The following is a 22,481-nucleotide window of genomic DNA, read 5'->3' as shown; positions in this document are numbered from 1 at the left end:
ACACGGATCGACATGACCGAAGACCCCGAAGTCCTGATCCGCGTCGAGAAGAACGTCGGCCGCATCACGCTGAACCGGCCCAAGGCCCTGCACGCCCTGACGCTCTCCATGTGCGAGACCATGATCGGCGCGCTGCTGGACTGGCAGGATGATCCCGAGGTCTACATGGTTCTGATCGACCATGCGGGCGAGCGCGGCTTCTGCGCCGGCGGCGACATCCGCATGCTGGCCGACAGCGGCGCCAAGGATGGTGTGGAGGCGCGACGCTTCTTCCACACCGAGTACCAGCTGAACCATCTACTGTTCAGCTATGACATCCCGGTCGTGGCGGTGATGGACGGCGTGGTCATGGGCGGTGGGGTTGGCGTCTCGATGCCGGCGCACGTGCGGATCGCCACCGAGCGCACGACCTTCGCCATGCCGGAGACCGGCATCGGCCTGTTCCCGGACGTCGGCGGCGGCTGGTACCTGCCGCGTCTGCCGGGCAAGGCGGGCCTGTGGCTGGCCCTGACCGGCGCGCGGATCAAAGGCGCGGACTGCATGCGCCTGGGGATCGCCACCCACTTCGTCGAATTCGGCGCCGTCGAGGGGTTGAAGAAGGCCATCATCGCCGACCCGCGCCGCATCGACGAAACGCTGCGCAAATATCGCGCCGACGCCGGCAAGGCCGCCTTGCTGGGCTTCGAGCAGGACCTCAACCGCCTGTTCGTCGGCGACAGCGTCGAGGAGATCGTCGAGTTCCTGACCCTCGACTCCAGCGACTGGGGCAAGGCCCAGTTGGCGGTGATGCAGACCAAGTCGCCTCAGACCCTGAAGGTCGCCTTCGAGCAGCTGAAGCGCGGCGCGGCCATGACCGACTTCGCCGACAACATGGTCATGGAATATCGGATCGGTTCGCGCGTCGTCCGCAAGCACGACTTCATTGAAGGCGTCCGGGCCGTGATCGTCGACAAGGACAACGCCCCGCGCTGGGATCCGGCGCGCCTCGAGGAGGTCACGGAGGCCATGCTGGACGAGATTTTCGCCCCGCTACCGCCCGGCGAGGAATGGACCCCGCTGACGTAGCGAAAGTCCTGGGTTAACGTCGCCCCCAACAAGAACACGTCGGTTCGGAAGGATTGCCATGCGTAAGCCGCTTCTCAGTCTCGTCGCAGTACTCGGCCTCGCCGCCTGCGCGACGCAACCGATGGGGCCTCCGCCGCCTCCGCCGTCCCGTCCGGTCGCCATCGCGCTGCCGCCCTACGTGGCCGCCGCCCTGAGCGATCCGTCGCGTCCGGCCGCCGACATGGTGCGTGACAAGGACCGTCACCCTGGCGAGGTCCTGGCCTTCGCCGGCGTGAAGCCCGGCGCCAAGGTCGCCGACCTGATTCCCGGCGGCGGCTATTTCACGCGCATCTTCGCGAAGACCGTCGGCCCCCGCGGGCGTGTCTACGCCTATGTGCCGGATGAGCTGACCAAGCTGGCCAAGCGCGAGCCGGCGGTGAACGCTATCGCTCGCGACCCGGCCTATTCGAACGTGACGGTGATCCTCAACAAGCTGCCGAACTTCGCCGCGCCCGAGAAGCTGGACCTGGTGTTCACGGCTCAGAACTATCACGACATGCACGACAAGTTCATGGGCCCGGCCGACCTGTCGGTGGTGAACCGCCAAATCTTCAGAGCCCTCAAGCCCGGCGGCGTCTTCCTGGTCATCGACCACTCGGCCGAACCCGGTTCGGGCCTGCGCGACACCGAGACCCTGCACCGCATCGACTCGGCGGTGGTGAAGTCCGAGATCACGGCCGCCGGCTTCATCTTCGAAGGTGAGAGCCGGGTGCTGCGTGACCCGGGCGACAGCCGCAAGGTCAACGTCTTCGACCCGTCCATCCGCGGCAAGACAGACCAGTTCGTTTACAAGTTCAGAAAGCCATCGACCGCGCGATAGGCGGAAAAATATAGGTATATCAACGATAAGAGCCGCGCCCATGAGGCGCGGTTCGCATTTGCAGGGAGCTCCCAATGACGCGCATCGCCTTCATCGGCCTGGGCAACATGGGTGGCGGCATGGCCGCCAACCAAGCCAAGGCGCAACATCACGTCCGCGCCTTCGACCTGTCGGCGGCGACGGTCGAGCGGGCTGTGGCCGCCGGCTGCCACGCGGCGGCTTCGGTGGCCGAGGCAGTGACGGACGCAGAGGTGGTGATCACCATGCTGCCCGCCGGCCCGCACGTGCGGGCGGTCTATGGCGAGCAGATCCTGGCCCATGCGCCGAAGACCGCCCTGCTGATCGACTGCTCGACCATCGACGTCGAGAGCGCCCGCGCAGTCGCAAACCAGGCGGCCGAAGCTGGATTCCGCTTCGCCGACGCGCCGGTGTCGGGGGGAATCATGGCCGCCGAGGCGGGGACTCTGGCGTTCATGGTCGGCTGCGACGCCGACGACTTCGCGGCCGTCGAGGCGGCGCTGGCGCCGATGTCGCGCGTGACGATCCAGGCCGGCGACCACGGCGCGGGGCAGGCGGCCAAGATCTGCAACAACATGCTGCTGGGCGTCTCGATGCTGGGGACCTGCGAGGCCTTCGCCCTGGCTGAGAAACTGGGTCTGGCGGCCGATCGCTTCTTCGAGATCGCCAGCAAGTCTTCGGGCCAGTGCTGGTCGATCACCACCTATTGCCCGGTGCCGGGCGTCGGCCCGCAGACACCGGCCGATCGCCACTACGAAGGCGGGTTCGCCACGGCGATGATGCTGAAGGACCTCAAGCTGGCGCAGGACGCCGCCGCCAAGGCTGGAGCCAGCACGCCGATGGGCGCCCAGGCCGAGGCGCTTTATGCTCTGCTCGACGGCAACGGCTTCGGCGGCAAGGATTTCTCGGCCGCCATCCAGATGTTGCGCGGCAAGCTGGCGGAACTGAACTGAATCGTCCAAGAACCGCCGTCCGCGCGAGTGGTCATTGACGAAATCAATGCGGCCAATCGCGTAATTCAATTTGCTAGGTAGACGCCCTTAGATGGACACTAAGGGCGCTTGGTGCGAAAAGCCGAGCCTGGATTTAGGGGACCGTCGGACCAATCGACCGCCGGTTTAGAGATCGACATGGACTACAAAGCCGCGTTCCGCAGCGCCATCGACCAGATCCGCGAAGAGGGCCGTTACCGGGTCTTCGCCGACCTGAAGCGTCGGCGCGGCGCGTTCCCGCGGGCCACCTGGACCCGCCAGGACGGCTCGGAGCGCGAGGTCGTGGTCTGGTGCAGCAACGACTATCTGGGCCAAGGCCAGAACCCGGTCGTGATGGACGCCATGAAGGCCGCCGTCGACGAGCATGGCTCGGGCTCGGGCGGCACCCGCAATATCTCGGGCACCAACCATGACCACGTCTTGCTGGAGGCCGAGCTGGCCGACCTGCACGGCAAGGAAGCGGCCCTGCTGTTCACCTCCGGCTATGTCTCGAACGAGGCTAGCCTGTCGGTCGTGCAGAAGATCCTGCCTGGCCTGATCATCTTTTCGGACGAACTGAACCACGCCTCGATGATCGCGGGCATCCGCAACGGCGGCGGCCCGCGCAAGGTGTTCCGCCACAACGACCTGGCCCACCTCGAGGAGCTGCTGGCGGCCGCGCCGGCCGACGCGCCCAAGCTGATCGCGTTCGAAAGCGTCTATTCGATGGACGGCGACATCGCCGACCTCGCCGGGACCGTGGCCCTGGCCAAGAAGTACGGCGCGATGACCTACCTCGACGAGGTCCACGCGGTCGGCATGTACGGCCCGCGCGGCGGCGGCGTCGCCGAGCGCGACGGCCTGATGGGCGAGATCGACATCATCGAAGGCACGCTGGGCAAGGCGTTCGGCGTCATGGGCGGCTACATCGCCGGCGACGCCGAAGTGATCGACGCCATTCGCCTGATGGCCTCGGGCTTCATCTTCACGACGTCGCTGCCGCCGGCCCTGGTCGCCGGAGGGCTGGCCAGCGTCCGCTGGTTGAAGCAGCATCCGGAAGTGCGCGAGATCCACCAGGAGCGCGCCGCGACTCTGAAGGCGATGTTCAAGGCCGCCGGTCTGCCGGTCATGGAAAACGAAAGCCACATTGTACCGGTGCTGGTCGGTGATCCGATCCACACCAAGATGATCAGCGACATGCTGCTGGCCGATCACGGCGTCTATGTGCAGCCGATCAACTATCCGACCGTGCCACGCGGCACCGAGCGCCTGCGCTTCACCCCCACGCCGTTCCATACCGACGAGATGATGCGCAAGCTGGTCTCGGCAATGGAGGCGCTGTGGGCCCACTGTAACGTCGCCCGCATGGGCGGCCACGCGGCCTAAAGGGAATACGCGCACTTCAGCTTCGACCGAACCGCATATCGCCGAAACGAGAAACGCCGCCGGACTCCGGCGGCGTTCGCGTGCCTGAAAGGCAAAGGTGTTGAGCGATCAGCTACCGCGCCGCACGCCCTTGCCCAGCCCGATCTTCTTGGCGAAGTCAGAACGACGGGCGGCATAGGCCGGCGCCACCATCGGATAGTCAGGCGGCAGGCCCCATTTGCGACGATATTCCTCGGGGCTCATGTCGTAGTGCGAGCGCAGGTAGCGCTTGAGCATCTTCAGCTTCTTCCCGTCCTCGAGGCAGACGATGAAGTCGTGCTGGACAGAGCGCCCGACCGGCACGGCCGGCTTGGCCTTCTCGAGCGGGCGGGGCGCTTCGCCGCCGCTGTTCAGCGAGGCGAGCGCCTCGTGGACCGTGCGGATCAGGTCCGGAATGGCCGTCTGGGAAACCGTGTTTTGACCCACATAGGCGGCCACGATCTCGGCGCTGAGTCCCAGGATGTCGACGCTGTTGTCGTTCGCCGTGTCCGTGCCGCCGCCCTGAGACGCCATGAGATACCCCATTACCGTTGTTGCTGTTGGTACGCCGCGGGGGTTGAGAGCCGCCCTGCGCCACTGCAACGCACAGCTGAGCATGTGGTTCCGAGATTGATCGCCGCGCCTATCCCGTTAAAGAGGGCGCCTCTGCTGACTCCCCGTAACGCCTGGAGAGCGTCATGACCCAAGCCAACACCAGCGCCTTTTTCGGCGCCGACCTCGCCACCGCGGACCGTGACATCTTCGACCGTATCGGTCGCGAGCTGGCCCGGCAGCAGAACCAGATCGAGCTGATCGCCTCGGAGAACATCGTCTCCAAGGCCGTCTTGCAGGCCCAGGGCTCGATCCTGACCAACAAGTACGCCGAGGGCTATCCGGGCAAGCGCTATTACGGCGGCTGCGAGTATGTCGACGAGATCGAGACGATCGCGATCGAGCGCGCCAAGCAGCTGTTCGGCGCCGGCTTCGCCAACGTGCAGCCGCACTCGGGCTCGCAAGCCAACCAGTCGGTGTTCATGGCGCTACTGCAGCCGGGCGATAGCTTCCTGGGCATGGACCTGGCCGCCGGCGGCCACCTGACCCACGGCTCGCCCGCCAATCAGTCGGGCAAGTGGTTCAAGCCGATCTCGTACACCGTCCGTCAGCAGGACCAGTTGATCGACTATGACGGCGTGGCCGAGATCGCCCAGCGCGAAAAGCCCAAGCTGATCATCGCCGGCGGCAGCGCCTACAGCCGCGAGATCGACTTCGCCAGATTCCGTGAGATCGCCGACAGCATCGGCGCCTATCTGATGGTCGACATGGCCCACTTCGCGGGTCTGGTCGCCGGCGGCGTGTTCCCCAGCCCGATCCCGCACGCCCACGTCGTCACCACCACCACCCACAAGACCTTGCGCGGTCCGCGTGGCGGCATGGTGCTGACCAACGACGAGGCGATCATCAAGAAGGTCAATTCGGCCGTCTTCCCGGGCCTGCAGGGCGGTCCGCTGGAGCACGTCATCGCCGCCAAGGCCGTGGCGTTCGGCGAGGCGCTGCAGCCGGCGTTCAAGGATTACGCCCGTCAGATCATCGCCAACGCCAGGGCGCTGTCGGAGGCTCTGCTGACGTCGGGCGTCAACATCGTCTCGGGCGGCACCGACAGCCACCTGATGCTGGTCGACCTGCGTCCCAAGGGCGTGACCGGGCGTGACACCGAGCACAGCCTCGAGCGCGCCCACATGACCTGCAACAAGAACGGCGTGCCGTTCGACACCGCGCCGTTCACGATCACCTCGGGCGTCCGCCTGGGTACGCCGGCCGGCACGACGCGCGGCTTCAAGGAAGCCGAGTTCACCCGTGTCGGTCAGCTGATCGGCGAGGTCGTCAACGGCTTGGCCGCCAACGGCCCCGAGGGCAATGCAGCGGTCGAGGCGCAGGTCCGTGAGGAAGTGCTGGCCTTGACGGCCCGCTTCCCGATCTACAACTAATAGGCCTGTTAGCGCCGGGGAGGGGCTAGATCATGCGATGCCCATTCTGCGGCCATGCCGAAAGCCAGGTGAAGGACAGCCGCCCGTCGGAAGACGGCGCGGCCATCCGGCGTCGCCGGATGTGCCCGGAGTGCGGCGGCCGCTTCACCACGTTCGAACGTGTTCAACTGCGCGAGTTGATCATTCTGAAGCGGTCGGGCCGCCGTTCGCCGTTCGACCGCGACAAGCTGGTCCGCTCGATCGCCCTGGCCACCCAGAAGCGTCCGGTCGAGGCCGAACGTGTCGAGCGGATGATCAACGGCATCGTCCGACAGCTGGAAAGCATGGGCGAAACCGAGCTGCCGTCGTCGACCGTGGGCGAAATGGTCATGAAGGCGTTGAAATCGCTCGATGACGTGGCCTATGTCCGCTACGCCTCGGTCTACCGGGACTTCAAGGAGACGAGCGACTTCGCGAAGTTCCTGGGTGAAGAAGGTCTGAGCGACGGCGCCGAGGACGAGCTATAGTCCGTTAATCCTTGATGTGTGTTTCTGGTCACGCCGCGAGCGTGGCCGTGGAGATTCGAGTTAGATGGTTGAAGACAACATCCGCCTGCTGATCGTGGAGGGCCGAAGCCATTCGGGGATCTCCGACGAGCTGCTGCGCGGAGCCGCCCAGGCCATCGAGGCCTATGGCGCGGAATACGACGTGATCACGGTCTCCAGCACCTTGCAGATCCCGACCGCCGTGGCCCTGGCCGAGGAAGCCGGCCATCGCCCGGTCGGCGTGCGCTACGACGGATTCGTGGCCTTGGGCTGCATCATCCGCGGGGAGACCTATCATTTCGAGCTGGTCGCCAACGAGACCGCCCGGGGCCTCCAAGATCTGGGCATCGGCAAGCGCCTGCCGATCGGCTTTGGCGTGCTGGCCGTCGATGACGAGAGCCAGGCCTGGACCCGGGCCAGGGTCAGCGAAGGCGATCGCGGCGGCGCCGCCGCCAAGGCTTGCCTCGAGACCATCGCTCTAAAGCGCCAACTGCTGGGACAGGCCCGATGAGCGGCAACCGCATTCAACCGCGCTCGGTCGCGCGCCTCGCCGCCGTCCAGGCGCTGTACCAGATGGAAGTCTCGGGCGCGGGCGTCGATTCGGTGATCCGCGAATTCTCCGAGCATCGCTTCGACCGCGACGTCGAAGGCGAGCGGCTGGCCGCCGCCGACGAGACCTTTTTCGCCGAGCTGGCCAAGGGTGTCGTCACCAACCAGGCCAAGGTCGATCAGGGCATCGTCAAGCGCCTGGCTTCGGGCTGGCGCCTCGAACGGCTGGACGCTACGGCCCGCGCCGTGCTGCGCGCGGGGGCCTTCGAACTGATGTATCGGCCGGACGTTCCGACCGAGGTCGTCATCAATGAGTACGTCGAGATCGCGAAATCCTTTTTCGAAGGACCCGAGTCAGGCTTCATCAATGGCGCCCTCGACGCGATCGCCCGTGATGCACGAGACTGACGAAGACGACTGGTTCGCCGAAGACGACGCCGCGCCCGCCGCGGCGGTCGCGGCTCCGACCGAATTCGATCATATCGCGCGTCTGCTGCGTCCGCTGACGCGGGGCGATCCGGTCGCGCTGGACCTGCTGGACGACGCGGCCGTACTGCCATCGCGTCCGGGCTATGACCTGGTCGTCACCAAGGACGCCATGGTCGCCGGCGTGCACTTCCTGGCCGACGAGGCGCTGGACGTCGTCGCTCGCAAGCTGCTGCGCACCAACCTCTCTGACTTGGCTGCCAAGGCGGCCGAGCCGTACGGTTACTTCCTGGCCGTGGGCTGGCCATCCGGTTCCGACGTGGCCGCCCGCGAGACCTTCGCTCGCGGCTTGGCCGAGGACGGCGCGCTGTTTGACATTTCGCTGCTTGGCGGCGACACCGTCACCACCTCGGGCCCGCTGGTCGTCTCGGCGACGCTGTTGGGCTGGGTCCCGGCTGGCGGGGCGATTCTGCGGCGTGGCGCCAAGGCTGGCGACCGTCTGATGGTCACCGGCACGATCGGCGATGGTTGGCTAGGCCTGCTGGCCCAGTGGGGCGAGGTGATGGACGCCGACGGCGCTCTGCTGCGCCATTACCGCCAGCCCGAACCGCGCGTTCAGCTGCGCGAGGCCATGCGGGTCCACGCCAAGGCCGCCGCCGACGTCTCCGATGGTCTGTTGGCCGACAGCGCCCACCTGGCCAAGGCCAGCGGCTGCCGCGTACGCGTCGATCTTGAGCGCCTGCCGCTGTCGCCGGGCGGCCAAGCTTGGCTGGATCAACAACCCGAGCAGGTCGAAGGCCGTATTTCCCTGGCCTCTGGCGGCGACGACTACGAGATCGTCTGCGCCGTCGATCCCAACGAGGCCTGGGCCTTCCGCGTGGCCGCCGCCGCCGCGGGCGTGAAGGTCAGCGAAATCGGCGAGTTCGTCGAAGGCGAGGGCGTCTCGGCCTACTACAAGGGGCGCGACGTGACGCCCTCGCGCCTGGGCTGGCTGCACGGCTGAGCCGCTGACCTTTCGACGATTAGGCCAATCTCAAGGCCTGTCGGGTTATGGGAGGTCGCCATGACCGGTCGTCTCGCTCCTTCTCGCCGTCTTTTCCTCGCTGCCGCCTGCGCCGCCTATGGCGCATGGGCGGCCAGTCCGGCCCTGGCCAACGCCAAGAAAGAGAAGAAGGAGGGCGGCGAACAGGCGCTCGATCCTTCCTACAAGCTGGGCTCGATGACCATTCCGATCATCTACAATGGTCGGATCGTGAACTACGTCTTCGTCGCCATGACCCTAACCTTGACCTCCGGCACGGAGGTTCAGGCGTTCAAGGACAAGGAGCCGGCCCTGCGCGACGCGATCGTGCGGGCGGCCTACAGGGCCCCGTTCACGCGCGCCGACAGCTGGAAAGAAGTCGACGGCCCCCGCCTGACCGGCTTCGTGATGGGGCAGTGCGCCAGTCTATTCGGCAAAGGCAAGGTCGCCTCGGTCGAGATCGTCAAGCAGATCCCTCGCCAGCAGTTGATGCCGCCCAGGCCGAACGTCGTGAAAGCGGGCGCGAACTCTAGTCTGAACCCCTGATTCCGCTTTCGCGGCCAAGCTTTGCCCCTGAAAAGGCTTGCGCCGACACGGGTTGCGCGCCTCTCGGCCATCTGACAGTCTCATTCGCATGACGCCGTTCGAGCGTCATGCAAGGGAGCATCGAGGGGGTACGAGGCCAAAGGCCCGCCCGTCGATCCGGGCGGCGGTGTGGCGTTCGTCATTCCTCCAGTCGCCGGGACCGGCGTCCCCCTTTTGATTTGGAAGCGCGAAGGGGCGATGAACGAATGAGTCTTTGGCTTTATCTGGCCATCGGGGCCGGGCTGCTGGCGGTGCTGTACGGCGCCGTGCAAGCGGCCAGTCTGATGCGGGCCTCGGCCGGCAATGCAAGGATGCAGGAGATCGCCGCGGCGATCCAGGAAGGGGCCCAGGCCTATCTGCGCCGGCAATATCTTACCATCGCGATCGTTGGCGCGGTCATCCTCGTCATCGTCTATCTTCTGCTCGGTCAGTGGGCCGCCCTCGGCTTCCTGGTTGGCGCAGTGCTTTCGGGCGCGGCCGGTTTCGCGGGCATGCTGATCTCGGTCCGGGCCAATGTCCGCACCGCCCAGGCCGCGTCCGAAAGCCTGGCGAAAGGTCTGTCGCTGGCCTTCACCTCCGGCGCCATCACCGGCATGCTGGTGGCTGGCTTCGCCCTGCTGGGCGTGGCGGGCTACTACTGGGTGCTGACGGGCGTTCTAGGCCTGGAACCGACCAGCCGCGGCGTTGTCGACGCCCTGGTCGCCCTGGGCTTCGGCGCCTCACTGATCTCGATCTTCGCCCGTCTGGGCGGCGGCATCTTCACCAAGGGCGCCGACGTGGGCGGCGACCTGGTGGGCAAGGTGGAAGCGGGCATCCCCGAGGATGATCCCCGCAACGCCGCCACGATCGCCGACAACGTGGGCGACAACGTCGGCGACTGCGCCGGCATGGCCGCCGACCTGTTCGAGACCTATGCGGTTACCACGGTCGCCACCATGGTGCTGGCGGCGATCTTCTTCCGCGGAACCGAGGTCGTCGGCGCGATGATGCTGCTGCCGCTGGCCATCTGCGCGGTCTGCATCGTCACCTCGATCATCGGCGCGTTCTTCGTCCGCCTGGGCAAGAGCCAGAACATCATGGGGGCCCTGTACAAGGGCCTGATCGTCACGGGCGTCCTGTCGATCCCGGCCGTCTGGTACGTGCTGCACGATCTGATCCCGACCGCGGTCGTGACGGCCACGCGCACCTACACCGCCGACGGCCTGTTCTATTGCGGTCTGGTCGGCCTGGCGGTCACCGCCGCCATCGTGATGATCACCGAGTACTATACCGGCACCAACTTCCGCCCGGTGAAGTCGGTGGCCCAGGCTTCGGTCTCGGGTCACGGCACCAACGTGATCCAGGGCCTGGCCATGTCGCTGGAATCGACGGCCCTGCCGGCCCTGACCATCATCGTCGGCATCGTGGTCACCTATAACCTGGCGGGCCTGTTCGGCATCGCCATCGCCACCACGACCATGTTGTCGCTGGCCGGCTTCATCGTCGCCCTGGATGCTTTCGGTCCAGTCACCGACAACGCTGGCGGCATCGCCGAGATGGCCGGCCTGCCGCCGGAGGTCCGCGTCACCACCGACGCCCTGGACGCCGTGGGCAACACCACCAAGGCCGTCACCAAGGGCTACGCCATCGGTTCGGCGGGCCTGGGCGCGCTGGTGCTGTTCGCGGCCTATACCGAGGACCTGAAGTTCTTCTCGGCCAATGCGGTGCCGGGCAGCTTCTTCGACGGCATGGGGCCGGTGACCTTCGACCTGTCCAACCCGTACGTCGTGGTCGGTCTGCTGTTCGGCGGCCTGCTGCCGTTCCTGTTCGGCGGCATGTCGATGACCGCCGTCGGCCGTGCGGCCGAGTCGGTCGTCGCCGAGGTGCGCCGCCAGTTCCGCGAGAACCCAGGCATCATGACCGGCGAGGTCAAGCCCGAGTACGGCAAGGCCGTGGACATCCTGACCAAGGCCGCCATCCGCGAGATGATCGTGCCCAGCCTGCTGCCGGTGGTCTCGCCGGTGGTGCTGTTCTTCGTGATCAAGGCTATCGCCGGCAAGGTCGACGCCTTCGCCTCGCTCGGCGCCATGCTGATGGGCGTGATCGTCACCGGCTTGTTCGTCGCCATCTCGATGACCAGCGGCGGCGGCGCCTGGGACAACGCCAAGAAGGTGATCGAGGAAGGCTTCACCGACAAGAACGGCGTCCTCCACACCAAGGGCTCGGAGGCCCACAAGGCCGCCGTCACTGGCGACACCGTCGGCGACCCCTACAAGGACACCTCGGGTCCGGCCGTGAACCCGATGATCAAGATCACCAACATCGTGGCCCTGCTGCTGCTGGCAGTGCTGGCCCACGGCGGCTGATCCTCGGCATCGGCCCGAAACTGGAACGCCCCGGAGGAAACTCCGGGGCGTTTTGTTTTCGAGCGCTCGCGTGAACCTCAGTAGACGTCTTCGTGGTCCAGCTCGGCCAAAGCGTCCTGGATTTCGACCTGCGGCGCGCCGCGACGTTCGACACCTTGAAAATCGTGATCGATCTTCCGGCGACGGCAGGGGCCGAAATACTCGCTGACCCGGACGAAGGGGCGGGGATTGTTCACGACCTCGTTGATGCGGTGCATGACCCCGCGCGCGGTCAGCGGCTTGGCCAGAAATTCCGTCACGCCGGCCATGAGCGCATCGTTCAGTGACTGCCGGGTGGCGTGACCCGTCATCATGATGATCGGCACATAGGGGTTGGGGCTGGCCGTCGAGGTGCGGATCCAGCGGATGAAGGCCAAGCCGTCGACCGGATGCATCATCAGATCGGTGAAGATCAGGTCGATCTCCTGGCTCTGGAAGATCTTGAGGGCGTCCAGCCCGTCGCCAGCCTCGCGAACCCGGCGCACGCCCGCCGCCTTCAGGATTTCACTGACGACTTTCCGCATGTTCGCATTGTCATCGACAAGCAGAACCGACACATCGCGAAGATCCATGCTCTCCACAGTGCGCCTCCCACAGCTGCCGTGAATTCGCATCGCCAAATCTCAGGCGATCAGAGTCTGAAATTCACTCAATTTGGGTTTAGGAAGTGTTTAGGGTGCGGAAATCTGTCATTATTAAGAAGGTCAATCTCAAATTCACTGTAAATGGGCGAGCTCTACTTACCCTCCCCAGTAGAGGATTCTCGCGTCACAAAACCGACGCGCGAAAAAGCCGCCCGCCTCGCGGCGGACGGCTTTCAAAATCTTCTGGATCGCCGGCGCTGGATTTTAGCGGCGTTCGCCCGGACGCTGGCCCGGAGCCTCGTCGTCCTGCGGGAGCATGCCGCCGCGACCGACGTTGCCGAGCAGCTGCTCCAGGATCGTCATCTCGCGACCGCGGGTCGGAGTTTCGCGACCGTTATAGGCGATCACCTTGCCGTCCTTCAGCGTGAAGGTGTTCACCGAGGCGACCTTTTCGTCGGCCGGGTTGAACTTGATCGCGACCACGTCGCGCTTGATCACGCGTGGCATGTAGAAGGCCACGCGGTCGGTGGTTTGCGAGATGTAGTACCAGGTGTTCTGGTCGAAGGTCGAAACCGCCGACGGCGAACCCAGCTTTTCCATCAGGGTCGACTTGCTGTCCTCGCCCACCTTCATGTCGGCGGGCTTGGCCTCGATGGCCTGGAAGCCGGAATAGCTCGTCAGCGGCGTGCAGGCCGAAGTAGACAACGCCAGGGCCAGGATGGCGGCGGCGAAAACGGCTGGGCGAGACATCAAGGCTCCGGAACCGGAAAAAATGCAGACTTTGACCTATCGCCCGCGGGGGCTTAGTTCAATGCCCGCGTGAAAGCGGACCCCGCGCATAGCGGGATGTCGCGGCGAAATCGAGGCGTTTCATGTTTCTGGACAGGTTGCTCAAGCCCAGGCCCGCCAAGGCGGCGGGGGCCAAGCTGTATGCTTCGGCGGTCGGGCAGGCGCGGTCCGCGGTCTTTTATCGTGATTTCGGCGTCCGCGACTCGCTGGAGGGCCGTTTCGAGCTGTTCAGTCTGCATGTGATCTTTCTGATCGAGCGGTTGAAGGGGCAGGGCGACGCGGCGGCCGAGACCTCGCAGGCGGTCTTCGACTCATATGTGAAGGGCCTGGACGACGCTTTCCGCGAAATCGGCGTGGCCGACACCGCGGTCGGCAAGAAGATGAAGAAGCTGGCCGGCGCCTTCTATGGCCGCCTGAAAACCTATGACGACGCGCTCGCGACTTTGCCGGACACGACGGCCGTCACCGATTTCCTCACGCGCACGGCGTTCGAGGAGCGCGGGGAGGGCGACGTGGCGGCCTTGAGCGCCTATCTGATCAAGACGCGCGCGTCGCTGGCGGAACAGCCGCTGGAGGCCCTGCTGCAAGGAGACGTGACTTGGCCGAACCCGTGACCGCCCCCTGGCCCTGCGAGATCCCGCTGGCCCAGGTCGACCGCGGCGCCGTGAAACTGCGCCTGGAGCCGACGGCCGAACAGCGCAAGGCCATCGCCAAGCAACTGAACCTCGTCAGCCTGGAAGAGTTCAGCGCCGAGGTGTTCCTGACCTCGTGGCTGGACGGGGCCGAGGTCTCGGGCCTGCTGCGCGCTCGCATCCTCCAGACCTGCAGCGCCACCGCCGACGATTTCGAAACGCCGATCGACGCCCGCTTCGACCTGCGGGTCCTGCCGGCCAACAGCAAGAACGCGCCACAGGACGAGGACAGCGGCGACCTGGGCGTGGACCCAGACGCCGACGATCCGCCGGACGTGCTGGACGGCGATAAGATCGACGTCTCGGGCTATATCGTCGAGCACTTGGCGCTGGAGTTGGATCCGTTCCCCCGTAAGCCAGGCGCGGTGTTCGTTCAGCCGCCGGAGCCGGTCGAACTTTCCCCGTTTTCGGCGCTGAAGGGCCTTAAATTGAAGGACGAGGAAGCCTAAGGCAGGCCGACTCGACCGCTTGCGTGATATTCACGCGGATGTATCGTCCGCCGCCTTGAGGGCGGCGTGACCGCCTGCCGGAGCTCACTGCGCCACGTGTCCCAATCCGTAGTCATCTCCGTCGACGCCATGGGCGGCGACCACGGCCCCTCCATCGTCGTGCCTGGTGTCGCCCAGGTGGCCCAGGCCATGCCCGGAGTGCGGTTCCTGCTGCATGGGGATGGCGAGAAGATCCAGGCTGAACTTGCCAAGCATCCCGCCGCCAAGGCGGTCAGCGAGGTCCGCCACTCCGACAAGGCCATCGGGATGGACGAGAAGCCCGCCCAGGCCATGCGCCGGGGCAAGGGCTCCAGCATGTGGAACGCCATCGAGACGCTGCGCGAAGGCGAGGCTCAGGCCTGCGTCTCGGCGGGCAACACCGGCGCTCTGATGGCCATCTCCAAGCTGATCCTGCGGATGGGCGCGGACCTGGAGCGCCCGGCCATCGTCGCCAACTGGCCCAACATGAAGGGCGTGACGACGGTCCTGGACGTCGGCGCCAACGTCGAAAGCGATGCGGCCCAACTCGTCGAGTTCGCGATCATGGGGGCCGCCTTCCACCACGCCGTGCACGGCGCCAAGCGCCCGACCGTGGGCCTGCTGAACGTCGGCTCCGAAGACCAGAAGGGCCATGAAGAGGTCCGTGAGGCTCACGCCATCCTGCGCGAGGCCAAACTCGACTTCGATTATCACGGCTTCGTCGAGGGCAACGACATCGCCTACGGCACGGTCGACGTGGTCGTCACCGACGGCTTCACCGGCAATGTCGCGTTGAAGACGGCCGAGGGCCTGGCGCGGTTTTTCTCGAACGAGATCAAGATCACCTTGACCTCGGGTCCCATGGCCATGTTGGGCGCCCTGATCGCCTCGGGCGCGCTGAAAAAGATGCGCCAGCGCCTGGATCCGAGCCGGGTGAACGGAGCCCCGCTGTTGGGCCTGAATGGCATCGTGGTGAAAAGCCATGGCGGCGCGGACGCGGGCGGGTTCGCCTCGGCCATCCGAGTCGCGACCAACCTCGCGCGCAGCGATTTCCGCGCCGAGATCGACAGAAATCTGAAACGCCTGACCGCTGTCGCGGCCACGGACGCGCCCGTCGACGGGCAAGGTCCTGGCGTGGATGCCCAGGGAGCGGCCGAGTGAGCGTAACCCGCAGCGTAGTAACCGGCGTCGGCGCGTATCTGCCGCCCAAGGTCGTTACCAATGACGACCTGGCCAAGTTCGTCGACACCAGTGACGAATGGATCGTCGAGCGCACGGGGATCCGCCAGCGCCATCAGGCCGCCGACGACCAGCCGGTCTCGGATCTCGCCGCCGAGGCCGCCAGGGAAGCTCTGGCGGCGGCCGGCAAGACGGCCGCCGACGTCGATCTGATCATCGTGGCCACCACCACGGCCGACCTGACCTTCCCGGCCGTCGCCACCATCGTCCAACGCAAGCTGGGCGCGCCCGTTGGCATCGCCTTCGACGTCCAGGCCGTCTGCTCGGGCTTCGTCTACGCCCTGAGCGTCGCCGACGGCTTCGTGGCGCGTGGCCACGCCAAGTGCGCCCTGGTCATCGGGGCCGAGACCATGACCCGGCTGATGGACTGGAGCGACCGTGGCACCTGCGTGCTGTTCGGCGACGGCGCCGGCGCGATCGTGCTGGAGCCCCAGGAAGGCGAGGGGACCACGGCCGACCGCGGCATGCTGGGCTTCGCTCTGCGCGCCGACGGGACCAAGCAGGACCTGCTCTATGTGGACGGCGGCGTCTCAACCACCGGCACGGTCGGCAAGCTGCGGATGCTAGGAAACCAGGTCTTCAAGCACGCCGTGATCAACATATCCGAGGCCATTCACGCCGCCTCCGCCAATGCCGGCGTCGAGGTCGCGGATGTGGACTGGTTCATCCCGCACCAGGCCAACCAGCGCATTTTGGCCGGGGTGGCCCATCGCTGCGGCATCGACGAGGAGAAGGTGATCTCGACGGTCGCCATCCACGCCAACACCTCGGCGGCCTCGATTCCGCTGGCTTTCGCCCACGGAGTCAAGGACGGGCGCATCAAGCCGGGCGATCTGCTGCTACTTGAAGCCATGGGGGGCGGCCTGACCTGGGGCGCCTGCGTCCTGCGCCTTTAGGGCGCAGCTTGCGCGGCCTTGTCGCCGGGCATGAACTCATGACGTTGAGCCTTTGACTTCATGTGATAATCACGGCATGAGGTCGTCGGTGAACTTGAGTGCGGCCGGTCGAGCGCGGTCGTGAAAAGCTCGAATTCGCCGCGAGTGCTCCATCAGAGGCTGCCTATCGGGCCGCCAAGATACGCGTGAAGGGGGTTGCATGAAGGGCGCTACTTTGACCCGAGCCGACCTGTGCGAGGCGGTTCATGAAGAGGTCGGATTGACCCGTCAGGACTGCGCCGGCCTTGTCGAGCGCACCCTGGATCTCGTGGCCGAGGCGCTTGAAGAGGGCGAGACGGTCAAGCTTTCGGGCTTCGGGGTCTTCCAGGTCCGTTCAAAGCGTGCCCGCATGGGCCGCAATCCCAAGACTGGCGAGCCAGCCGAAATCGAACCCCGTCGGGTGATCGGCTTCCGCGCCTCGCAGGTCATGAAGGCGCGAATCGACCGCGCCCTGGGCGACTAGGGATTCATGCGGTGGCGAAGGGGCCGAACGCCTTCCGCACGATTTCCGAGGCCGCGGAGGAGCTTGGCGTGCCTCAGCACGTCCTGCGCTTCTGGGAAACCAAGTTCTCTTTCATTCGCCCGATGAAGCGGGCCGGCGGGCGGCGGTTCTATCGCCCGCAGGACGTGGCCGTGCTGAACGGCGTGCGCACCCTGCTGCATAGCGAAGGCCTGACCATCAAGGGCGTGCAGAAGCTGCACCGCGACCATGGCCTGGCCCAGGTGATCGCCGCGGGTCTTGGCTCGAACGGTTCGGCCAGCCTTGATCCCGACATCGACTATGATGCGTCCGAGGCGCGGAATCGGCGTTTGGGTGGTGAGACGCGCGATCGCCTGGCCTTCGCGCTGGATGATTTGACCGCCATAAAATCGCGTTTGGACGGTCTTCTGACCCGCGGTTGATTTGGTCTGAAATCGGTGTTGCCCAAGGCCGGAGCGGCCCCTATAAGGGCGCTCCTTCCGCGTCGGAGCGTGGCGCAGCCTGGTAGCGCACTTGACTGGGGGTCAAGGGGTCGCAGGTTCGAATCCTGTCGCTCCGACCATTTCCTTCGGGAAGATAGCGGAAGCTGGAAAGGGTCGCCGAAAGGCGGCCCTTTTTCGTATGCAAAAACGGTCGTTTCACATTTGACTGTTGTGTCAAAATAAAATTAACCAAATGGGGCAGAGACTTAAGCTCAAGCTTACGGTGGAGACCGGGCATGGGCAGGATGTTCCTGAGTGGCGTTCTAGCTTCGACCTTGTTGATCACCGGCTGCGGCACGACGCCTTATAGTGTCGGCGCGGCGCCCAGCAGCGCCAGCCTGGCGCATTACCAGAGCGGCCGTCCAACCTTGATTTCACGCGCCGGGGCAGGGGTGATCGAGCTCACGCCTCTGGCCTCGGAGTTCCAGGATCGTATCGTCCTGGCGGTGACGGCGATCAATACGGGCGTCGCGCCTCTGAACTTCGGATACGAGAATGTCGGGGCGATCTACGAGGACGGCGGAACCGCGAATCTGATCGCGGTCCCGGCTCTGCAGCGCGAGGCCAGGGAGCGTTCTCGGGCCAGAGGCCCGGTTTCGAGCGAGGCCATTTCGGCGACCGTCTACGGTGTCGACGCGGAGGCGATCATCGATTCATATGGCCGACCAGCCGCGCCCGAGACCCTGGGCCTTCTGCGGACCACGACGATCGATCCGCGACACATGACGACGGGCCTGATCGTGCTCGAAAAGCCCTGGCTGAACGATCGAGTCCGAACCTTGGCCGTGAATATCGAGTTCGGCGGGACGGGGCATACCTTCAGGCTGGCGATCGCGCGGCGTGGGGTGCTGCTGCCCCTGGGCGGCGTCGCCGCCGCGGCCCGTTTCGACACCGCCGAGGGGCTTCAAACCTTGCCGTTGATCGCACCTCTCCAGGCGCGCCAAGTTTCACGCCCAGCCGTCCAGTCGCCGCGGAAGGGTCCAGCGCCGGTGGCGCGGCTTGACGCTTCCGCATCCAAGATCCACCGGCAAGCCCCCGTTCAAGCATCGCGGCAGGCGCCGCCACGCCCTCCGGCGCGGGTCGCCACGACCTACACGCTCCAGGCGGCGAGGCCGGTTCAGGTCTCGAGGCTGCCCGCACAAGCTTCGCGGCAGGTTTTCCAGCGCCAGGCGGTGCGGTTCGACCCCTATGCTCGGCCGGAGGCTCAGCGCGGCGTCATCGATTGAGGTGTTAGAGCCGCTTGTCGGCCTTGCCCATCCACGACAGCAGCGGAATCAGCGGCAGGCCCCAGCCCAGGCCGAACACCACGAAATAGGCGAGGTGGACCAAGCGGTTCTGCGGCAGGCGGTCGTAGAGGCTGGTGAAGGCCCAGACGTAGGCGGCCAGGAACACCAGGATCCCGATCGAGCCGATCAATTTACGAAGGCGAGCCGGGATGAGGGGAGCGCTCACGCGGTTCTCCGAAAGAGGCCGAGCACGGCCAGGAATAAAATCGCGCCCACGCTGGAGACGACCAGCTCGCCGGCGAAGCCGGGCAGATGAAGGTCGATGCGCGAAGCGATGAACGCTCCGATGAACGAGCCGATCACGCCGATCAAGAGCTTGATGAACAGCGAGTGGCGCCGTCCCAGCACCAGATCGGCGATCCAGCCGGCCAGGATGCCGATCACCGCCGCCGCGAAAACGCCCATGCCGCTCATCGCCTTCTCCGCCCCCAGAGCCCGGTTTCTCGCACGAAGCAGAGGCGCCGTCATGCGGGTCCACAGAGACATTGATGCGCGTAAGCGTCGGGCGTAGGGAAGTCACGCCGCATTTCGGCCCAGAAGTGACGCTTTTCCGACCCTATGACGTCTTTCCTGCGTTCCGACCGTTCGCGCCCCGTCGCGATTTGGCTCTTCATCGTCGCCGCCATGGTGTTTGCCATGGTCGTCGTCGGTGGGGCGACCCGCCTGACGGGTTCGGGGCTCTCGATCACCCAGTGGAAACCGATCATGGGCGCGCTGCCGCCGATGTCGGAACAGGCCTGGCGCGAGAGCTTCGAGCTCTACAAGAAGATCCCCCAGTATCAGTTGGTGAACCCCGACATGACCCTGGATGGATACAAGGGCATCTTCTGGTGGGAATGGGCGCACCGCCTCCTAGGGCGCACGGTGGGCGTGGTGTTCGCCATTCCGTTCGTCGCCTTCCTGATCCGCCGCGACATCCCGCGCCGCCTGATCTGGCGCTGCGCGGTGATGTTGGGTCTGGGCGGCCTGCAAGGCCTGGTCGGCTGGTGGATGGTGTCGAGCGGGCTGTCCGAGCGCGTCTCCGTCGCGCCCGAACGGCTGATGTTGCATCTGGGTCTGGCGTTGGCCTTGTTCGTCGTCCTGATCTGGACGGCGCTGGACGCCTGGAGCGGCTCGCCTCGCGTGGAGGAGCGCTCGGCCTGGCGTGGCTGGGCGCTGGCCTTCCTCGGCGCGGTGTTCTTCCAGAGCCTGCTGGGCGCGCTGGTGGCCGGCAACGACGCCGGCCTCGTCTACAATGACTGGCCGCTGATGAATGGCCATCTGTTCCCGGCGGACTATGTCGGCCAAGGCTTCTGGGGCACGCTGGCCCATAGCCAGGGCGCGGTGCAACTGCATCACCGGCTGGCGGCCTACGCTCTGTTCGTCGGCGGCGTCGTCATCGGCGTCGTCGCCCAGCGCGACCGTCCGCTGGCGGCGGGCAGCAAGGCTGTCGCGCTGATGGTCGCGGGTGTCGTGGCTCTGCAAGCGGGCCTTGGCGTCTGGACTCTGATGGCCGGCGTGCCGATCGCCCTGGGCGTGCTGCACCAGGCCGGCGCGGCCCTGCTGCTGGCGACCGCCACCGTGTTCGCCTGGCGCGTGCGTCGGCCCTGATTTCTGGCGTCCACGCTGTAGTCGACCGTCAGGCCCTGACGGTCGACCAGGGCCCGGTGATCGCCAGGGTGATGCCAGGGTTCTGGATATTGACGAACAGCGTGCCGCCATCCGGCGAGAAGCAGGAGCCGGCGAACTCGGAATTGCCGGTGAAGACGTTGCGGCCCAGGGTGTAGACCTTGCCCTGGGGCGTCACCCCGCGCAGGTGGTTGCGCAGCGTGTCTGAATAGCGGTCCTCGCAGACGATGACGTGGCCCCACGGGGCGACGACCAGGTTGTCGGCATAGTCCAGCACGCGGTCGTTCTGGCTTTCGACGAACAACTGCAGCTTGCCCGGTTGGTCCGTCTCGCCGGCCTGGCCCTCGGCGGCCGAAGGAACGTAGCGGAAGATCTGGCCCGAGCCGGCCGCGCCGCCGGCCGTGCAGGCGAAATAGAGCTCGCCCTGGCCGAAGAACACGCCTTCGCCCCGGCAGAAGACCGCCGCGCCCTTGGCGTAGCCACGCCGGCGCAGGTCGTCATAGGGGTTGTCGACACCGTCCAGATCGATCCAGCGCACGGCCTTCCAGCCGCCGCGCGGGAAGGTCTTTTCCTCTTGGTTGCGAGTGTCGCCGCCCTCCGGCGCATCGACCAGGCCCAAGGCCTGAAGTCGGCCGCCCGCGCCGAGATTGCGCCGATCATTCGGCAGGAAGCGGTAGAAGAGGCCGTCGGCGACGTCCTCGGTCATATAGACCACGCCAGTTCGCGGATCGATGCAGGCGGCTTCGTGCTTGAAACGGCCCAGCGCCGTCAGGGCGACCGGTTGGACCAGGCCGACGTGGGCGCTGGGCACCTCAAAGACGTAGCCGTGGCTTTTGCCGACCTCCAGCCCCGATTCCAGCGTCGTCTCCTCGCAGGTCAGCCAGGAGCCCCAGGGCGTAACGCCGCCGGCGCAATTGACGATCGTACCGGCCAAGCTGAGGTGCTGGCGCTCGGTCTGGCGGGTCTTCAGATTATAGAGCTGTGTCGTCGTGCCGCCGGGCAGGGGGCGTTCGCCGTTGTGGAAGTCCCAGACCTTGGCGCGATCGATGCGATCGACCAGGTGGCCGGAGAGGCCGAAGGCCCCGTTGTGCAGGTCACTGACCGATAGTTCGTGGTTGCGCACCAGCAGCACACGGTCGGCGTCGACGGGAAAGCAGCCCATGCCGTCGGCCTTGCCTGGGACCAGGAAGCCGTCGCTCATGGTCTCGCCGGCCTGGGCGATGACTTGGTAGCGAAAGCCCACCGGCAGATCGAGCATACCCTTGGGGTCGTCGACCAAGGGGCCGTAGCCTTCGACCTCGTTCAGATAGGTCTCGGCCTCGACCGCCTCGTCCTGGGCGCGGGCGGAGAAGGCGCCGAAGGCCAGGCTGGTGGCGGCGGCGCCGAGGAAGCTTCTGCGGGAAAAAGACATGGATCGCGCCCGTGCGTGAGGTGACTGGCCGGGAGCTATGCCCATCATTGATGACGGTTCGAACACAGCGATGTGGTATTATAATACCGCAGTCCATATCTCTTTGTATTATATGGGTTTTGTAAGTTTCTGGGTGCGCTGTTGTTGACAGGTCGCGAACCCTCCTGTACCTGCCGCGCCTCACACGGACGAAGCCGGCTTTCTCGGGTTCGGACGCCCAGAAATTACGGATCAATCCCATGCAAAAGACCACGGCTTCCCTGAAGCCCGCCGAGGTCGAGAAGAAGTGGATCGTGGTCGACGCCCAGGACGCCGTTGTCGGTCGTCTGGCGACGTTCATCGCCATGCGTCTTCGCGGCAAGCACCGTCCTGACTACACCCCGCACGTCGACTGCGGCGACTTCGTCGTCGTGATCAACGCCGACAAGGTGAAGTTCACCGGCAAGAAGCTGGACGACAAGGTCTACTACCGCCACACCGGTCACCCGGGCGGCGTCAAGTCGACCACCCCGCGCAAGGTTCTGGGCGGCAAGTTCCCGGAACGCGTCCTGGAAAAGGCCGTCGAGCGCATGCTGCCGAAGGAAAGCCCGCTTGCTCGCAAGCAGCTGACCCACCTGCTCATCTACAACAACGGCGAGCACCCGCACCAAGCGCAAAGCCCGGAAGTCGTCGACTTCGCGGCGCGCAACGCCAAGAACACCCGGAGCATCTAAGCC

Annotated in this window: 26 protein-coding genes and 1 tRNA gene; 21 read left to right on the top strand and 6 right to left on the bottom strand. The window is 65.9% G+C overall.

Translation table 11 applies throughout. The annotated features are described in order from the left end of the window. The first annotated feature begins 12 nt into the window (after positions 1 to 12). The 4 genes from AC1DSO_RS10905 to hemA all read left to right on the top strand — a co-directional run bounded on the left by AC1DSO_RS10905 (position 13) and on the right by hemA (position 4,299). On the top strand, positions 13 to 1,065 hold the full coding sequence (locus AC1DSO_RS10905) for an enoyl-CoA hydratase/isomerase family protein (RefSeq protein WP_477068838.1): 1,053 nt from the start codon (positions 13 to 15) through the stop codon (positions 1,063 to 1,065). A 58-nt stretch (positions 1,066 to 1,123) separates the two neighbouring features. Further along, entirely contained in the window at positions 1,124 to 1,924 is an 801-nt protein-coding gene (locus tag AC1DSO_RS10900) for a class I SAM-dependent methyltransferase (RefSeq protein WP_477068837.1), read from the top strand. A 74-nt stretch (positions 1,925 to 1,998) separates the two neighbouring features. Beyond that, entirely contained in the window at positions 1,999 to 2,895 is an 897-nt protein-coding gene (mmsB, locus tag AC1DSO_RS10895; RefSeq protein ID WP_477068836.1) for a 3-hydroxyisobutyrate dehydrogenase, read from the top strand. 177 nt (positions 2,896 to 3,072) lie between these two features. Then, the gene (hemA, locus tag AC1DSO_RS10890) at positions 3,073 to 4,299 is read left to right on the top strand and encodes a 5-aminolevulinate synthase (protein ID WP_477068835.1); all 1,227 of its coding nucleotides are present in this window, start codon (positions 3,073 to 3,075) and stop codon (positions 4,297 to 4,299) included. A 108-nt stretch (positions 4,300 to 4,407) separates the two neighbouring features. On the opposite strand, the gene AC1DSO_RS10885 is transcribed toward hemA, so the two are convergent. Beyond that, positions 4,408 to 4,851 carry a Ros/MucR family transcriptional regulator gene (locus tag AC1DSO_RS10885; protein WP_477068834.1) on the bottom strand — a complete coding sequence of 148 codons (444 nt, stop codon included), beginning with the start codon at positions 4,849 to 4,851 and terminating at the stop codon, positions 4,408 to 4,410. Between the two features lie 164 nt (positions 4,852 to 5,015). On the opposite strand from AC1DSO_RS10885, the gene glyA reads away from it, so the two are divergent. The 7 genes from glyA to AC1DSO_RS10850 all read left to right on the top strand — a co-directional run bounded on the left by glyA (position 5,016) and on the right by AC1DSO_RS10850 (position 11,752). After that, on the top strand, positions 5,016 to 6,302 hold the full coding sequence (gene glyA / locus AC1DSO_RS10880; RefSeq protein WP_477068833.1) for a serine hydroxymethyltransferase: 1,287 nt from the start codon (positions 5,016 to 5,018) through the stop codon (positions 6,300 to 6,302). A 32-nt stretch (positions 6,303 to 6,334) separates the two neighbouring features. Next, positions 6,335 to 6,808 carry a transcriptional regulator NrdR gene (gene nrdR, locus AC1DSO_RS10875; RefSeq protein WP_056050709.1) on the top strand — a complete coding sequence of 158 codons (474 nt, stop codon included), beginning with the start codon at positions 6,335 to 6,337 and terminating at the stop codon, positions 6,806 to 6,808. A gap of 64 nt (positions 6,809 to 6,872) precedes the next feature. Then, positions 6,873 to 7,337 carry a 6,7-dimethyl-8-ribityllumazine synthase gene (gene ribH, locus AC1DSO_RS10870; protein WP_477068832.1) on the top strand — a complete coding sequence of 155 codons (465 nt, stop codon included), beginning with the start codon at positions 6,873 to 6,875 and terminating at the stop codon, positions 7,335 to 7,337. Then, positions 7,334 to 7,783 (top strand): transcription antitermination factor NusB, encoded by a 450-nt coding sequence (gene nusB / locus AC1DSO_RS10865; RefSeq protein WP_477068831.1) that lies wholly within the window; start codon positions 7,334 to 7,336, stop codon positions 7,781 to 7,783. The genes ribH and nusB overlap by 4 nt, the downstream gene beginning before the upstream one ends. Beyond that, complete coding sequence (thiL, locus tag AC1DSO_RS10860; protein ID WP_477068830.1) at positions 7,743 to 8,804, top strand: thiamine-phosphate kinase; 1,062 nt, start codon at positions 7,743 to 7,745, stop codon at positions 8,802 to 8,804. Before nusB ends, thiL begins: the two co-directional genes overlap by 41 nt. A gap of 60 nt (positions 8,805 to 8,864) precedes the next feature. Beyond that, positions 8,865 to 9,368 carry a hypothetical protein gene (locus AC1DSO_RS10855; protein WP_477068829.1) on the top strand — a complete coding sequence of 168 codons (504 nt, stop codon included), beginning with the start codon at positions 8,865 to 8,867 and terminating at the stop codon, positions 9,366 to 9,368. A gap of 245 nt (positions 9,369 to 9,613) precedes the next feature. Then, a complete protein-coding gene (locus tag AC1DSO_RS10850; protein ID WP_477068828.1) occupies positions 9,614 to 11,752 on the top strand; it encodes a sodium-translocating pyrophosphatase in 2,139 nt (712 codons plus the stop codon). 77 nt (positions 11,753 to 11,829) lie between these two features. Here the strand turns inward: AC1DSO_RS10850 and AC1DSO_RS10845 are convergent, their stop codons facing one another. Together AC1DSO_RS10845 and AC1DSO_RS10840 are read right to left on the bottom strand one after the other, a co-directional pair. Beyond that, entirely contained in the window at positions 11,830 to 12,372 is a 543-nt protein-coding gene (locus AC1DSO_RS10845) for a response regulator (protein WP_477068827.1), read from the bottom strand. A 267-nt stretch (positions 12,373 to 12,639) separates the two neighbouring features. Further along, complete coding sequence (locus tag AC1DSO_RS10840; RefSeq protein ID WP_477068826.1) at positions 12,640 to 13,125, bottom strand: outer membrane protein assembly factor BamE; 486 nt, start codon at positions 13,123 to 13,125, stop codon at positions 12,640 to 12,642. Between the two features lie 122 nt (positions 13,126 to 13,247). Between AC1DSO_RS10840 and AC1DSO_RS10835 the strand changes: the two genes are divergently transcribed. The 8 genes from AC1DSO_RS10835 (at position 13,248) to AC1DSO_RS10800 (ending at position 18,686) form a co-directional block, all read left to right on the top strand. Further along, positions 13,248 to 13,778 carry a ubiquinol-cytochrome C chaperone family protein gene (locus AC1DSO_RS10835; protein ID WP_477068825.1) on the top strand — a complete coding sequence of 177 codons (531 nt, stop codon included), beginning with the start codon at positions 13,248 to 13,250 and terminating at the stop codon, positions 13,776 to 13,778. After that, a complete protein-coding gene (locus AC1DSO_RS10830) occupies positions 13,763 to 14,305 on the top strand; it encodes a YceD family protein (protein WP_477068824.1) in 543 nt (180 codons plus the stop codon). Before AC1DSO_RS10835 ends, AC1DSO_RS10830 begins: the two co-directional genes overlap by 16 nt. 96 nt (positions 14,306 to 14,401) lie before the next feature. Next, positions 14,402 to 15,484, top strand: a complete 1,083-nt coding sequence (gene plsX, locus AC1DSO_RS10825; protein WP_477068823.1) for a phosphate acyltransferase PlsX — start codon at positions 14,402 to 14,404, stop codon at positions 15,482 to 15,484. Beyond that, a complete protein-coding gene (locus AC1DSO_RS10820; RefSeq protein WP_477068822.1) occupies positions 15,481 to 16,458 on the top strand; it encodes a beta-ketoacyl-ACP synthase III in 978 nt (325 codons plus the stop codon). Before plsX ends, AC1DSO_RS10820 begins: the two co-directional genes overlap by 4 nt. 199 nt (positions 16,459 to 16,657) lie before the next feature. Further along, on the top strand, positions 16,658 to 16,960 hold the full coding sequence (locus AC1DSO_RS10815; protein ID WP_004623639.1) for an integration host factor subunit alpha: 303 nt from the start codon (positions 16,658 to 16,660) through the stop codon (positions 16,958 to 16,960). An 11-nt stretch (positions 16,961 to 16,971) separates the two neighbouring features. Then, positions 16,972 to 17,400, top strand: a complete 429-nt coding sequence (locus AC1DSO_RS10810) for a MerR family transcriptional regulator (RefSeq protein WP_477068821.1) — start codon at positions 16,972 to 16,974, stop codon at positions 17,398 to 17,400. Positions 17,401 to 17,463: 63 nt separating this feature from the next. Further along, a tRNA-Pro gene (locus tag AC1DSO_RS10805) sits at positions 17,464 to 17,540 on the top strand. 156 nt (positions 17,541 to 17,696) lie between these two features. Continuing rightward, positions 17,697 to 18,686, top strand: coding sequence for a hypothetical protein (locus AC1DSO_RS10800; RefSeq protein ID WP_477068820.1), 990 nt, complete (start codon positions 17,697 to 17,699; stop codon positions 18,684 to 18,686). 4 nt (positions 18,687 to 18,690) lie between these two features. Here the strand turns inward: AC1DSO_RS10800 and AC1DSO_RS10795 are convergent, their stop codons facing one another. Both AC1DSO_RS10795 and AC1DSO_RS10790 read right to left on the bottom strand, forming a co-directional pair. Further along, on the bottom strand, positions 18,691 to 18,912 hold the full coding sequence (locus AC1DSO_RS10795) for a DUF2842 domain-containing protein (RefSeq protein WP_477068819.1): 222 nt from the start codon (positions 18,910 to 18,912) through the stop codon (positions 18,691 to 18,693). Continuing rightward, positions 18,909 to 19,160 carry a GlsB/YeaQ/YmgE family stress response membrane protein gene (locus tag AC1DSO_RS10790; protein WP_047406156.1) on the bottom strand — a complete coding sequence of 84 codons (252 nt, stop codon included), beginning with the start codon at positions 19,158 to 19,160 and terminating at the stop codon, positions 18,909 to 18,911. The genes AC1DSO_RS10795 and AC1DSO_RS10790 overlap by 4 nt, the downstream gene beginning before the upstream one ends. 144 nt (positions 19,161 to 19,304) lie before the next feature. Here AC1DSO_RS10790 and AC1DSO_RS10785 point away from each other — a divergent pair, with 144 nt between their 5' ends. Beyond that, on the top strand, positions 19,305 to 20,336 hold the full coding sequence (locus AC1DSO_RS10785; protein WP_477068818.1) for a COX15/CtaA family protein: 1,032 nt from the start codon (positions 19,305 to 19,307) through the stop codon (positions 20,334 to 20,336). A 28-nt stretch (positions 20,337 to 20,364) separates the two neighbouring features. Here AC1DSO_RS10785 and AC1DSO_RS10780 read toward each other — a convergent pair whose 3' ends face one another. Next, positions 20,365 to 21,765, bottom strand: a complete 1,401-nt coding sequence (locus AC1DSO_RS10780) for an alkaline phosphatase PhoX (protein WP_477068817.1) — start codon at positions 21,763 to 21,765, stop codon at positions 20,365 to 20,367. A 239-nt stretch (positions 21,766 to 22,004) separates the two neighbouring features. On the opposite strand from AC1DSO_RS10780, the gene rplM reads away from it, so the two are divergent. Then, the gene (rplM, locus tag AC1DSO_RS10775) at positions 22,005 to 22,478 is read left to right on the top strand and encodes a 50S ribosomal protein L13 (protein WP_047406152.1); all 474 of its coding nucleotides are present in this window, start codon (positions 22,005 to 22,007) and stop codon (positions 22,476 to 22,478) included. Positions 22,479 to 22,481 lie beyond the last annotated feature (3 nt).

This window comes from Caulobacter sp. P4_E5, assembly GCF_056401555.1.
This window is presented reverse-complemented; position numbering and strand designations above follow the sequence as displayed.